Source organism: Haloferula sp. BvORR071, assembly GCF_000739615.1.
GTDB lineage: Bacteria > Verrucomicrobiota > Verrucomicrobiia > Verrucomicrobiales > Akkermansiaceae > Haloferula.
On the sequence record NZ_BATP01000040.1, the window covers coordinates 1 to 11,944 of the forward strand.

12 protein-coding genes and 1 tRNA gene are annotated in these 11,944 nt (G+C 63.1%); 5 read left to right on the forward strand and 8 right to left on the reverse strand.

All coding sequences use genetic code 11. The features are described 5' to 3' along the window. Positions 1 to 494: 494 nt before the first annotated feature. Both BV071_RS33470 and BV071_RS22040 read right to left on the reverse strand, forming a co-directional pair. Complete coding sequence (locus tag BV071_RS33470; RefSeq protein ID WP_052573735.1) at positions 495 to 1,145, reverse strand: class I SAM-dependent methyltransferase; 651 nt, start codon at positions 1,143 to 1,145, stop codon at positions 495 to 497. A 6-nt stretch (positions 1,146 to 1,151) separates the two neighbouring features. Next, on the reverse strand, positions 1,152 to 1,616 hold the full coding sequence (locus BV071_RS22040) for an iron-sulfur cluster scaffold-like protein (RefSeq protein WP_035611942.1): 465 nt from the start codon (positions 1,614 to 1,616) through the stop codon (positions 1,152 to 1,154). Between the two features lie 131 nt (positions 1,617 to 1,747). Between BV071_RS22040 and BV071_RS22045 the strand changes: the two genes are divergently transcribed. From BV071_RS22045 to BV071_RS22060, 4 genes are read left to right on the forward strand one after another with little or no spacing between them, the layout of a single operon-like run. Beyond that, a complete protein-coding gene (locus tag BV071_RS22045; protein WP_052573736.1) occupies positions 1,748 to 3,241 on the forward strand; it encodes an FGGY family carbohydrate kinase in 1,494 nt (497 codons plus the stop codon). An 8-nt stretch (positions 3,242 to 3,249) separates the two neighbouring features. Beyond that, entirely contained in the window at positions 3,250 to 3,939 is a 690-nt protein-coding gene (locus BV071_RS33475; protein ID WP_052573737.1) for a lysophospholipid acyltransferase family protein, read from the forward strand. After that, complete coding sequence (gene folD, locus BV071_RS22055; protein WP_035611944.1) at positions 3,936 to 4,808, forward strand: bifunctional methylenetetrahydrofolate dehydrogenase/methenyltetrahydrofolate cyclohydrolase FolD; 873 nt, start codon at positions 3,936 to 3,938, stop codon at positions 4,806 to 4,808. Before BV071_RS33475 ends, folD begins: the two co-directional genes overlap by 4 nt. Positions 4,809 to 4,812: 4 nt before the next feature. After that, complete coding sequence (locus BV071_RS22060; protein ID WP_035611946.1) at positions 4,813 to 5,298, forward strand: hypothetical protein; 486 nt, start codon at positions 4,813 to 4,815, stop codon at positions 5,296 to 5,298. Here BV071_RS22060 and BV071_RS22065 read toward each other — a convergent pair. The 6 genes from BV071_RS22065 to dnaK form a co-directional block, all read right to left on the reverse strand. Next, positions 5,295 to 5,651 (reverse strand): hypothetical protein, encoded by a 357-nt coding sequence (locus BV071_RS22065; RefSeq protein WP_035611949.1) that lies wholly within the window; start codon positions 5,649 to 5,651, stop codon positions 5,295 to 5,297. The two genes, BV071_RS22060 and BV071_RS22065, sit on opposite strands and share 4 nt — an antisense overlap. 33 nt (positions 5,652 to 5,684) lie before the next feature. Further along, a complete protein-coding gene (locus BV071_RS22070) occupies positions 5,685 to 6,653 on the reverse strand; it encodes a hypothetical protein (RefSeq protein ID WP_052573738.1) in 969 nt (322 codons plus the stop codon). Positions 6,654 to 6,841: 188 nt separating this feature from the next. Next, a complete protein-coding gene (gene groL / locus BV071_RS22075) occupies positions 6,842 to 8,476 on the reverse strand; it encodes a chaperonin GroEL (RefSeq protein ID WP_035611950.1) in 1,635 nt (544 codons plus the stop codon). Positions 8,477 to 8,509: 33 nt separating this feature from the next. After that, complete coding sequence (locus tag BV071_RS22080) at positions 8,510 to 8,800, reverse strand: co-chaperone GroES (RefSeq protein ID WP_035611952.1); 291 nt, start codon at positions 8,798 to 8,800, stop codon at positions 8,510 to 8,512. Between the two features lie 98 nt (positions 8,801 to 8,898). Then, on the reverse strand, positions 8,899 to 9,402 hold the full coding sequence (locus BV071_RS22085; protein WP_035611954.1) for a hypothetical protein: 504 nt from the start codon (positions 9,400 to 9,402) through the stop codon (positions 8,899 to 8,901). A gap of 48 nt (positions 9,403 to 9,450) precedes the next feature. Beyond that, entirely contained in the window at positions 9,451 to 11,382 is a 1,932-nt protein-coding gene (gene dnaK, locus BV071_RS22090) for a molecular chaperone DnaK (protein ID WP_035611956.1), read from the reverse strand. Positions 11,383 to 11,739: 357 nt separating this feature from the next. Here dnaK and BV071_RS22095 point away from each other — a divergent pair. Continuing rightward, positions 11,740 to 11,826: transfer RNA gene (locus tag BV071_RS22095), tRNA-Ser, on the forward strand. Positions 11,827 to 11,944: the final 118 nt, after the last annotated feature.

Genomic DNA, 11,944 nt, shown 5'->3' on the forward strand with positions numbered 1-11,944 from the left:
ATGTGGTGGGTATGGCAGGCGCGCGTAGGTGGTCCGGGCAAGGTAGTCCGCACACACCGTGTGCGGACGAAGCAGCCCTCGCGGCTGGTAATAGCAGGTGCCCCCGTGGCGGCTCGATCTGATCGGTCCCTCTAAGGGGTGCGATGATTGCTCCGCGGGCGATCGTGTTTGTCCAAGCTCACCTAGAGCTTATTGGGTTTGGTGGGAATGGCGGGGCGCGGGGAGCCAAGGACGTCGGATGGTGGGCGAGCTTCGGCCGAGGCACGAGGTCTCCATCGGCCACAAGAACTGCTTCGCCGCACAGGGGCTGTGCGGACCACCTTTTTGCCGACCCGGTGCTAGGGACAGTAAGATTAAGATCGCTGCTCCTCATGGCCGGCGAGCTGCACGCGGCGTCAGCAGAAGATTTCGGGCGGACAGAGTGTCCGCCCTCCGCAGTGGCGTTGGGGTTCTTCGGGGCTGGGCTTGGGAAGGTTGGACTTGAGAGCCCAACGCTACATCCGCACGGCAATATACGACTTCGGCACAAAGGGCACCAAGTACTCCACCACGATCCGGCAATCCGGGAACAGCTCCGTCATCTCACGGCGTGAGATCAGGCGTGTCCAATCCACCATCTCCTGGATCTCCTCCTTGCCTGCCTTGGCGGCCCAGCCCCTTGGCGTGAAGTATTTGACGAGGAAGGGCCGCCAGCGTCGCGGGAGCCAATGGACAAAAGGTGCCAGGAAGTGGGGCTCGATCGGGCATTCCAATGCCGGCGTCTGGCACCACACGCGTTTTCCCACCCGGCATAACTCCGCCGCGAAGCGCTTTTGGTCCTCCCAGGATCCGACGTGCTCGATCACACTGTTGGAGAAGGCGATGTCGTAGCTTTTATCGGGAAATTCGAGAGCCCGGCCATCCCCCTCCAAGGGGCGGATATGGTGGCCCGGGAAGTTTGCTGGATCGAAGCTCGTGGCATGCAGGTTCAGGGTGTCGATCCTGCCGACCATCGGTGCATGCGCCGTCCAAAAGACCGGGTAGCCGCCGACATCCAGTAGGATGTCCCCCGGTTCCGGCGAAATGTAGCGCTGAAACAAGGCCAGCCGCTTCTTTCGCCAGACTTTGAAGACCTGCCGATAGATCGTGTAGACCGAGAACGCCATGCCCGCTCAGTCGATTGGCACGATCCGGATCTTCCCCGCGGGCTTCTGCATCTCTTGGGAGAGAGTGTTGCCGACTGGTGCCGTGGCAGGTGCTGGCGTGGAGGTCTGATCGAGAGCGTTTTTCAGCGCGCCTTCCACCAGCTGGCCGCAGTGGATCTTCATCGGCGGCAGGGGGCCGAGGTCGCCGGTGAGCTCGTTGGCGGAGAGTTCGCGGGCTTCCTCGGCGGTTTTGCCTTTGAGGAGTTCGGTGGCCATGGAGGCTACGGCGATGGCGGTCTGGCAACCGAAGGATTGGAAGGAGGCGCGGTCGATCACGCGCTTGCCGTCCTTTTCGGTGAACTTGAGCCACATCCGCAGCATGTCGCCGCAATCGGGCGAGCCGACGGTGCCGACGGCATCGGCATCGGCGAGTTCGCCTTGGTTTTGCGGAGAGGCGAGAGCCTCGCGGACCTTCTCTTCGAAATCGCTCACGCGGGGACGATGCGGCAAGCCGCCGCGGATTCAAGCGATTCAAGCGCGGGCTTGCCAAGGCGACCCTTGGCAGGGGAGTCTAGCGCGTCCGACCGCCCCCGCGACACCCGGAGTCCGGTTGGAAGGCTTGCATGCATTTCCTGGGAATTGAAATCGGCCATGCGGCGACCCGTGTGGTGGCGCTGGATCTGGAAGCCGCGACGGTGTCGGCGGAGGCAGTGGCCGCACACGCTTGGGTGGAAGGCTTGCCGGACGGTTACCGTGAGCAAGATCCCTCCTCGTGGATCGCTGCGGCGGATCAGGCGATGCGCCAATGCCTTGATGGGCTCGGTTCGCATCGCGGCGCGGTTGCTGGAATCGGGATCACCTCGCCGACTGGCGGAATGGTGGTGCTGGACGAGAACAACCGCATCGTGCGTCCGGCGAAGCTGGGGATCGACCGCTCGGCGCAACGCCAGGCGGATGAGATCGCGCGAGCCTTTGGCGGTGCACCGGGCTTGATTGAGCTGTGCGGGAATCCGGTATCGGCCGGTTCGCTGGCGGCACAGTGCCTGTGGCTGAAGCAGCACGAGCCTTATCATTTCCAACGCACGGCGCGGCTGATGACGCCGCAGGATTTCATCGGCTACTGGCTGACCGGCGAGGCTGGGATCGAGGCGGGATCGGCGGCGACGACGGGGCTTTTCAATGTGCCGCAGCGGCGCTGGAGCGCGGAGCTGATGGAGTTCATCGATGGGCGGCTTTTCGACATGCTGCCGCCGGGGATCTCGCCGGCGCAACCGCGTGGCTTGCTGCGCCCGGCGTTGTGCAAGGCGTGGGGGCTGCCGGAGGGCGTGATCGTGGCACCGGGATCCGGTGCTGCGGCGCTGGCGGCACTGGCCGTCGGGGCGGCATCGGATGGCGCGGTAGTGGCGGATCTCTCGGCGGACGGCTCGCTGGCCGCGATCTCGGATCAACCGGCGGTGGATTTCCGCGGTGAGGCGGCGACGCTCTGCGATTCCTCGGGGCGCTGGCTGGCGCGGCTGGGGATGTCGAACGCGGTGGCGGCGCTCGAGCTGGTGCGTCGGCACTACGGCTGGTCCGGTGCAGAGTTCGAGCGGGCGCTGGAGGCCACGGCTGCGGGCGCAAATGGTCTCCTATTCCTGCCGTACTTGCGAGGAGAGGTGACGCCGCGGCTGCCGGATGCGAGTGGCGTGCTGCATGGTGTGACGCTGGATAATTTCACGCCGGGGAATCTGGCCCGTGCGGCGGCGGAAGGGCTGGCGCTGGGCTTTGGCTATGCTTTCAGTCGCTTGCGCGATCTCGGCTTTGAACCCGCGGGTGTGCGTGTGGCGCGTGATGCGGGACCAGCTTTCCAACAGCTCTTGGCGGATGTCTTCGGCGTGCCGGTGGTAGCGGTCGCGGGCAGTGGCGGGCCTTTGCTGGGCGCGGCGATGCAAGCGGCGGTGGTGTATTTCCGCCTGAACGGCGAATCCTTGGGCTTCGATGAGATTGCGGGCTACATTGTGACGGTGGATGATTCCACGCGGCGCGATCCGGATCCGCAGCGGCACGAGTTTTACGAGAGCCTGCTGGCTCGGCAGCAGTACTTGGTGGAGACCTTGCACGCGGGAGGTTTCCTGTAAGAGAGATCATGGCGGGCGATCGGAGTGAGATCCGCGAGAGCGGAAAGGCGAGTTTTCTCGGCAAGCTGGCGGGCCGGCTCATGCAGCTGTGGTGCTTCACGTTGCGGTTTGAGATTGAGGACCGTTGTGGAATCACGCGGCCAGGAGCCTTCCCGGGGCCGGTGATTTATTGCCTGTGGCACAACCGGATTTTCACGGTGCCGGCGGCGTGGAAGCGTGCCTGCGGCAAGGACCGGCGGGCGGTGGTATTGACCAGCGCGAGCCATGATGGTGCGACCTTGGCGAAGGCGATCGGTGTTTTCGGGATCGGCTCGGTGCGCGGTTCTTCCTCGCGTCGCGGGGTGGCGGCGTTGGTGGGCATGCGCAAGGCGCTGCGGGAGGGTCTGGACGTGTGCGTCACGCCCGATGGGCCGCGCGGGCCGCGCTATGTGCTCCAAGGCGGGATGGTGAAGCTGGCGGAGGCCAGTGCTGCGCCGGTGATCCCGATCCACGTGGAGTATCCGAATTGCTGGCGGCTCAAGACTTGGGACCGGTTTGCGATTCCGAAGCCCTGCAGCACCGTGCGCGTTATTTTCGACGAGGCGCTTGCGGTGCCGGACGGGCTCCCGGAAGATGAATTCGAAAGCTGGCGCCGCCGCATCGAGGTCTTGATGCGGCAGGGGACCGGTGAAACCTTTTCCGACGACGAAGTACGATGAGTTCCGTAATTGATGGCAAGGCAGTGGCTGCGGCAGTGCTGGAAGAGTGCCGCGCCGAAACGGCAGAGCTGAAAGCCAAGGGCATCACGCCCGGGCTGGCAGTGGTGTTGGTCGGTGATGATCCGGCTTCGCACGTCTATGTGAGCTCGAAGGTGAAGACCTGCGGCGAGCTGGGCCTGCACTCGCGGAAGATCGTGCTGCCCGCTGCGACGACTCAGGAGGAGCTGCTGGCCGTGGTGCGTGAACTGAATGCGGATCCCGCGATCCATGGCATCCTGGTCCAGAGCCCGCCGCCGAAGCACATCAACGAGGAAGAGGTGGTGCGTGCGCTCGATCCACGCAAGGACGTGGATGGCTTCCATCCGGAGAACGTCGCCAAGCTTGCACTGGAAGATCCCACCGGCTTCGTGCCCTGCACTCCGGCGGGCTGCATGCGCTTGCTCGCTGCTGCCGGGGTGAAGACCGCAGGCGCGGAAGCGGTGGTGATTGGCCGCAGCATGATCGTCGGCAAGCCGATGGCCCTGCTGCTGATGGCGAAGGGTTCCGATGCGACGGTCACCGTGGCGCACTCGCGCAGCAAGGATTTGCCGGGGATTTGCCGACGTGCCGATATCATCGTCGCGGCCGTGGGTCGACCAGAGATGGTGAAGGCGGATTGGGTGAAGGAAGGCGCGGTGGTGATCGATGTGGGCATCAACCGCGTCGATGATCCTTCATCGAAGAAGGGCTACCGCCTGGTGGGTGATGTGGCCTACGATGAGGTTGCGCCCAAGTGCTCCGCAATCACACCGGTGCCGGGTGGCGTGGGGCCAATGACGATTGCGCTGCTGATCAAGAACACGCTGCAGGCGGCGCGGCAGTTGGGCTGAACGGATGCTAATTCTGACCGACGAGGAGATTGCGCGTTGGCTCGAGCAGCACTCGATCCAGGCGAATCCCTACTCAAGGAACTACCATCTTTTTGGGGGGGGTTACCAGCAGCGCCCGATCCCGGAGAGCGGGAGCCGGGTGGCTTTCTCGGAGAGCTTGATCCGGGCCGAAGCTGGGTTTTCGTCCGCGCTTTTGCACTTCACCGATTGGTCCGGCTACCGGCCGGAGGACATGGCGGCCATCTGCGCGATCCGGGCCGAGCAAGGAGAGCAGCGCTGGCTAATTGAGGCACCGGGGCATCTATTCGTCCGCGACCAAGCGGATGAGTTGATCCGGATGTTCGGTCTCGCGATGGAGTTTGGATGGACGGCCTATCTCTACTTCGAGACAGAACTGACTTACCTCGCCTGGGAGGGCGAGTTGCTCGATGAATGGAGGATCGCGCCGGGTCAGCGGGGCTTCAGCGTCCCACCGGACGAAACGCCTTAGACCGGCGGATCGCCAAGGATCCACTTCGCGCGCTTCGGGTTCGGGTGCGGGCGCAGGGTGGCGAAGTCGTCGATGAGGCCGGCGCGGGGGAAGTGGGGCTCAGCGGACTCGCCCTTGGGGAGCTCGATGTTGATCTCCAGCTTGTAGAGGTCATCCTCGCCGCGGAAGGCGCTGAGTTTGCCGAGGAAGCCTTTGCCGTCGAAGGTCTCATATTCGACCATCGAGCCGGGCAGGTCTTGGAAGGACTTCACGCCCTTCGGAAGGGGGATCCAGTCGTCGTCCAGGATGTCTTCGACCTCTTGCTCTTCGTCTTGCACGCGAGCCAGCTTGGCGGTCAGCGGGGATGGCGTCAATGAAGGCGCGTTAGCTTTCGTAAGCCGGGTGCCTTACTTGGCTTTGGCGGGCCAGAGGATGCGGTTCGGTTCCTCGGCGTCGGGGAAGAAGGCGTTCTGGAGTTTGCAGGTGATTTCGCGGCCATCTTCGGAAGCGGAGACGTGCACCAGATTTGGCGAGATCGGGGCGTCCAAGCCGTCCGAGCGCTTCATCTCCTGGCGGATGAAGTTGGCCGAGACCTTAGTCAGCGGAGCGGGGGCGCCATTGAAGCGGAGATTCGAGAATTTCACCTCGAGCGGCGGCAGGGAGGCGATGTCCGGCGGAGTATGGAGTTTTTCGGTGGAGTAGAACTCCATGAAGGCGGCGTTTTTGCCGTTGTGGACCATTTTGTCCCCGGGGAAGCGCAGGGCGTTCACGAAGATGTCCTTGCCGGTGCTGTGTTCGTGCACGAAGGCGCCGACCCAAGTGAAGGGCTTGCCGTCCTTCAGCTCGGTGTCCATGGCCCGCAGCGAGAAGGTGTACTTGCCAGCCGTCCACGCGTAGGGCCGGCGGCCGGAGACGAAATCGCCTTCATAGCCCGCGGCCTCGACGAAGCCTCCCGGTGTGGCGCGAACGTCGCCGATCGAGAGGTCCTTGTGATCGCTCCAGCGGGAGAAAATGAAGCCGTGCCCGCCATGCAAGCGCTTGTGATCGGAGGGATTCATCGCGTCCCAGCCGTTGCAGTTGCTCTGGATCCCGCCGTAGATGGAGGAGTCGTTGATCTTCCCGAAGAAGGGGGAGATGTAGAGGTTGTATTTGTCCCCCGGCATGTCCGTGGAGATGTCGATATCCACGGAGAATTCGGTGAAATCTTGGACCGCTCCCGGGGTGTCCCACCAGATGTTCACCATGTGCCATGGCAGCTTCGGAAGCTTGGCGGGCGCTTGGGTCGGTGCGGGTGTCGGAGTTTCCGTGCTTTCGTCCGCTCCGTGGGCAAGCGTCATCGAGAGGAGGGTGGCTGCCAGCAGGGATCGGATTTTCATGAGCAGTGGTGTGAGATTGGTCGATCTACACACTTTCGGGAATGATTTTTGCGGTGATCTGCTCGATATTGGAGTTTTTGACCGCGCGAAATGAACTTCGCGCCAGATCGGTCAAGAGCGCGACAAAGAAAGGCCGGACGGTTTCCCGTCCGGCCTTCTTGGTAATTTGTCGATGATGACGGGGACTCTTAGAAGTCGCCCATGCCACCGCCGTGGTCGTGGCCGTGGCCACCGCCGGCTGCCTTCTCTTCCTTGATCTCGGTGATCAGGGCTTCGGTGGTCAGCAGGAGGCCAGCGATCGAGGCGGCGTTCTGCAGCGCGGAACGGGTCACCTTGGTCGGATCGACGACACCGGAAGCAATGAGGTCTTCATACTTGTCGGTGGCGACGTTGTAGCCGTGGCCGTCCTTGTTGGTCTTCACGTTGGAGACGATCAGAGCACCTTCGCGGCCGGCATTGGCGGCCAGCTGGCGGAGCGGGGCTTCCACAGCACGGGCGATGATGCCGGCGCCGGTGAGTTCGTCACCGCTCAGGCCGAGGTCGCCAACGGCGGCCTGGGCGCGGATCAGAGCGGTACCACCGCCAGCGACGATGCCTTCTTCCACAGCAGCGCGGGTGGCGTGCAGGGCGTCTTCCACGCGGGCCTTCTTTTCCTTCATCTCGGTTTCGGTAGCAGCACCGACGTTGATGACGGCCACACCGCCGGCGAGCTTGGCGAGGCGCTCCTGGAGCTTCTCGCGATCGTAGTCGCTGGTGGTTTCCTCGATCTGGCGGCGGATCTGGTTCACGCGGCCCGTGATCGAGTCGCTGGAACCGGCACCTTCGACGATCGTGGTGTTTTCCTTGGTGATGGTCACGCGCTTGGCGGAGCCGAGGTCGCTGAGCTCAACGGACTCCAGCTTGATGCCGAGGTCTTCGGTGATGACCTTGCCACCGGTGAGGATCGCGAGGTCTTCGAGCATCGCCTTGCGGCGGTCGCCGAAGCCCGGGGCCTTGACGGCGGCGATGTGGAGGATGCCGCGCAGCTTGTTCACCACGAGGGTGGCCAGCGCTTCGCCTTCCACGTCTTCCGCGATGATCAGGAGCGGGCGGCCGGTCTTGGCCACCTTCTCAAGCAGTGGGAGCATGTCCTTCAGCGAGGAGATCTTCTTCTCGTTGATGAGCAGGTAGGCGTTGTCGAGGGACACTTCCATCGTCTCCGCATTGGTCACGAAGTACGGGGAGAGGTAGCCCTTGTCGAACTGCATGCCTTCCACCACGTCGAGCGTGGTTTCGATGCCCTTGGCTTCTTCCACGGTGATGGTGCCGTCCTTGCCGACCTTGTCCATCGCCTCGGCGATGATGCTGCCGATGGTCTCATCCCAGTTGGCGGAGACGGTGGCGACCTGGGCGATTTCCTTGGTGTCGTTGACTTCCTTGGAGAGCACCTTGAGCTGGGCTACGATGGCCTCGGTGGCCTTCATGATCCCGCGTTGCAGCGAGATCGGGTTGGCACCGGCGGTCACGTTGCGGAGGCCTTCCTTGTAGATGGACTCAGCGAGCACCGTGGCAGTGGTGGTGCCGTCACCGGCGATGTCGGAGGTGCGGGAGGAAACTTCGCGGATCAGCTGGGCGCCCATGTTCTCGTAGGGGCACTCCAGTTCGATCTCCTTGGCGACCGAGACACCGTCCTTGGTGATGGTCGGGGAGCCGAACTTCTTGTCGAGGATGACGTTGCGGCCGGCAGGGCCAAGGGTCGCCTTGACCGCACGGGCCAGTTTTTCCACGCCGCGCAGGAGCGCCTGGCGGGCGGCTTCGTCGAATTGCAATTGCTTAGCCATGATCTGTAAATTGGTGGGAAGTTTGGATTAGAGGATTCAGGCGACGATGCCGAGGATGTCGGACTCGGAAATGATGAGCACCTCCTGGCCGTCGACCTTCACTTCGGTGCCGCCGTACTTGGAGATGAGGACCTTGTCGCCCACCTTCACGGTGAATTCGATGGTCTTGCCATCTTCATCCTTGCCGCCGGTGCCGAGGCTGAGGACTTCGGCTTCCTGGGGCTTCTCCTTGGCGGTGTCCGGGAGCACGATGCCGCCGGCGCTGACAGCTTCGGCGTCGAGGCGCTTCACGAGCACGCGTTGACCGAGTGGTTTGATGCTGGCCATGTGGTTGGTTGGTTTGGTTTGCGTTTGGTTGGTTGAGAAACCGGGGCCGCTTGGGGACGGCCGCGGAAAGTGTGAGAAAGACTCAAAAAATCAAGACCTTAGAACGAGCTCGTCCGTTGGTAGGACTTGCCGTGCTGCATGGTGATTTCCACCAGCTCCGCGAGTGAGCGGATCGAGGTTTCCGTGGCGATCTTCGGGAAATGCGGGCCGAGCAAGCCGAGCACGCGCATCTCGATGATGTCGTCCAAGTCCACCTTGTCGCCCTCGGCGACAGCGTCGCGGACCTCTTCCAAGGTCGCCACGCGGCGGTTGGAAAATTTGGCCCGCAGGGCGGACTTCGCGACGCCCAGAAGGCGCCGCGCTTCGCCGATTGCATTGCGCAGCGGAATGCCGGGCTCGCCGTAGAGCGATTGGTCGACGATCCGCTGGGCGATCCAAGGAGTCTCGTCGGGGAAAACGACGAGATACTCCCGGATCATGGAATTGCCTTGATAGCCTTCACCTTCGTGCTGGCAGGCACCGATGAGGAGGACGTGACCACCGAGGTGGTCGATCCATCCGGTGCGGAAGCACACGGCCGCCGAGTCGTTTGGGGTACTCATTGCTGCTATCGCGCGAGGTGAAGGCTGGAACGGCTTCTTGTCGGACGATTACTTGTCCACCACTTCGGCCTCCACGACCTTGCCCTTGGCTTGGCGTGGCTCGGAAGACTGGCCTTCGCCGGCCTCGACATCGACATCACCGCCGCCATCGGGATTACCTCCCATCGCACCCTGAGCTTGCTGGGCGGCGTTGTAGAGTTCCTGCAGGGCGGATTCGAGGGTCGAGGTGGCGCCCTTGATGGCGTCGTTGTCGTCGCTCTTCAGCGCTTCCTTCACCGCATCGACCTTGGCCTGGATGCCGGACTTGAGTTCGGCGGGGGCTTCGGCCGGCAGTTCGGCGAGCTGCTTCTCGACATTGTAAACCAGGTTCTCGGCCTTGTTCTTGGTGTCGATGATTTCGACGCGCTTGCGGTCTTCCTCGGCGTGGGCCTCGGCTTCCTGCTTGGCCTTCTCGATCTCGTCCTTGGAGAGACCGGAGGAACCCTGGATCGAGATCTTCTGCTCCTTGCCGGACTCCTTGTCCTTCGCGGAGACGTGCAGGATGCCGTTGGCATCGATGTCGAAGGTCACTTCGATCTGCGGTTCACCGCGGCGCTTCGGCGCGATGCCGTCGAGCTTGAAGTTCCCCAGCAGCTTGTTGTCGCTGAACATCGGGCGCTCGCCTTGGCAGATGCGGATGTCCACGGCCGGCTGGTTGTCGGAAGCGGTCGAGAAGACCTGCGACTTCTTGGCCGGGATCGTGGTGTTGCGCTCAATCATCGGCGTGGCACGTGAGCCTTCGGTTTCGATCGAAAGCGTGAGCGGGGTCACGTCGAGCAGGAGCACGTCCTTGACGTCGCCCTTGAGCACGCCGCCTTGGATGGAGGCACCGATGGCCACCACTTCGTCCGGGTTCACGCCGCGGTGCGGCTCCTTGCCGGCAAGCTCCTTGGCGACTTCGATCACCTTGGGCATGCGGGTCATGCCGCCGACGAGCACCAGCTCATCGACATGCGTGGCGGCCACGCCGGCTTCCTTGAGGCACTCGCGCACCGGCTTCTTGGTGCGCTCGAAAAGGTGATCGGTGAGTTGCTCCAGCTTGGAGCGGGTGAGCGTGAGCTGGATGTGCTTCGGCCCGGTCTGGTCGGCCGTGATGAAGGGCAGGCTGATGTCGTAAGACTGGCTGCTGGAAAGGGCGATCTTTGCCTTTTCCGCCTCTTCCTTAATCCGCTGCAGCGCGTCCGGCTGGGTGGAGAGGTCGATGCCTTGGTCCTTCTTGAACTCGCCGACGATCCAAGCGATCAGCGCGTTGTCCCAGTCGTCACCGCCGAGCTGGGTGTCGCCATCGGTGGCAAGCACTTCGAAGACGCCGTCGCCGATCTCCAGCACGGAGATGTCGAAGGTGCCGCCGCCGAGGTCATACACGGCGATCTTCTCGTCGGACTTCTTGTCCAGGCCGTAGGCGAGTGCCGCGGCGGTCGGCTCGTTGATGATGCGGCGCACGTTCAGACCGGCGATTTCGCCTGCGGCCTTGGTCGCGTTGCGCTGGGAATCGTTGAAATAAGCCGGCACCGTGATCACCGCGTCGGTGATGGTTTCGCCGAGCTTGGCTTCGGCATCGGCCTTCAGCTTGCCGAGCACCATCGCCGCGATCTCCTGCGGCGAGTAGGTCTTCTTCTCGCCGCCGACTTCCACTTCGATGTGGGCGTCGCCATTGGCTGCTGCCACGATGGTGTAAGGCAGCTTCTTGTCCGCCTCCGAGAGCTCGGAGAACTTGCGGCCGATCAGGCGCTTGGCGGAGAAGATCGTGTTTTTGGGGTTGGTCACCGCCTGGCGCTTGGCCGCTTGGCCGACAACGCGCTCGCCGCTCTTCGTGAAGGCGACAATCGAGGGCGTGGTGCGTGCACCTTCCGAGTTTTCGAGCACGACCGGCTCGCCGCCTTCCATGACGGCCATACAGGAGTTCGTCGTGCCGAGGTCGATACCGAGAATCTTAGACATGATGAGAGTGGGTTAGAGGTTGGATGACTTGGGTCGCGCCTTCCTTGGTTTGTTAGAGACGCGCGGAAATTGCTGCCCGCCCTTTCGCATGGCACGTGCCACAGACATCGAAAACGAAACAGCGGGTTGGTTGTCAGTGGTTTGCGGCCTGTGGAACTGTTCCCCGAGAGTGCGGCGCTGCGACATTTTGTGACAGTCTGTCGCAGGTTGCGGCGGCATTTTGGCGCAGTGCGACACCTGCGCACTTTGCGGTTGGGGAGGGACCAAAGCCGAGGATTGGAGTCTCCGCAAATTCTCCCCGAAAATCGGGTTGCCAAGCGCGGGGACGGCCCCTAGGGTGCGCGCCCTTCCGCTTAAGGGCAGGTGTCAGAGTGGTCGAATGAGCACGCTTGGAAAGCGTGTGTGCTAGCAATAGTACCGAGGGTTCGAATCCCTCCCTGTCCGCGGGAAGATTATCCCCACCATCGTGGGGCCATTGGGTTCGCCCGATTCCGCCTATCGAGGCGTGGCACCGGGAGTCGGTGCCGTGGGCAGTTTCCTTGCTTGGGAAAACAAATTGCCC

Coding starts and splice junctions, on each gene's coding strand:
- BV071_RS22085 (WP_035611954.1), bottom strand. CDS start 9,402: ATGAGTACCCCAAACGACTCGGCGGCCGTGTGCTTCCGCACCGGATGG.
- BV071_RS33475 (WP_052573737.1), top strand. CDS start 3,250: ATGGCGGGCGATCGGAGTGAGATCCGCGAGAGCGGAAAGGCGAGTTTT.
- dnaK (WP_035611956.1), bottom strand. CDS start 11,382: ATGTCTAAGATTCTCGGTATCGACCTCGGCACGACGAACTCCTGTATG.
- BV071_RS22070 (WP_052573738.1), bottom strand. CDS start 6,653: ATGAAAATCCGATCCCTGCTGGCAGCCACCCTCCTCTCGATGACGCTT.
- folD (WP_035611944.1), top strand. CDS start 3,936: ATGAGTTCCGTAATTGATGGCAAGGCAGTGGCTGCGGCAGTGCTGGAA.
- BV071_RS22060 (WP_035611946.1), top strand. CDS start 4,813: ATGCTAATTCTGACCGACGAGGAGATTGCGCGTTGGCTCGAGCAGCAC.
- BV071_RS22080 (WP_035611952.1), bottom strand. CDS start 8,800: ATGGCCAGCATCAAACCACTCGGTCAACGCGTGCTCGTGAAGCGCCTC.
- BV071_RS22045 (WP_052573736.1), top strand. CDS start 1,748: ATGCATTTCCTGGGAATTGAAATCGGCCATGCGGCGACCCGTGTGGTG.
- BV071_RS33470 (WP_052573735.1), bottom strand. CDS start 1,145: ATGGCGTTCTCGGTCTACACGATCTATCGGCAGGTCTTCAAAGTCTGG.